Origin of the sequence: Streptomyces lushanensis, assembly GCF_001700515.1 — a bacterium.
GTDB lineage: Bacteria > Actinomycetota > Actinomycetes > Streptomycetales > Streptomycetaceae > Streptomyces > Streptomyces lushanensis.
On the sequence record NZ_MAUD01000295.1, the window covers coordinates 19,831 to 20,059 of the forward strand.

Here is a 229-nt window from a genome sequence, read left to right on the forward strand (position 1 = left end):
GCGGCCGGGTCGCCGACGAACTCGGCTCCGGTGGCGAGCTGGTGCCAGAAGGACAGATAGACCGCGACATAGGTGAGCAGATGGAGGTAGTACCAGGTCTCGTACCGCATCCTGCGCCGCACCGCGCCCGCCGAGACGAAGCCGATCACCAGGAGAAGCACGGTGCCCGCCGTCGCCTCGACCATCCGCGGGAATTCGGTGACGACGGTGACCGTCTGCGGCACCAGCG

Annotated in this window: 1 protein-coding gene; it reads right to left on the reverse strand. The window is 68.1% G+C overall.

The genetic code is table 11. The features are described 5' to 3' along the window. Positions 1 to 229, reverse strand: a 229-nt coding sequence (locus tag BFF77_RS37045; RefSeq protein WP_245703661.1) for a ferric reductase-like transmembrane domain-containing protein, incomplete at both ends; no start/stop codon positions are given.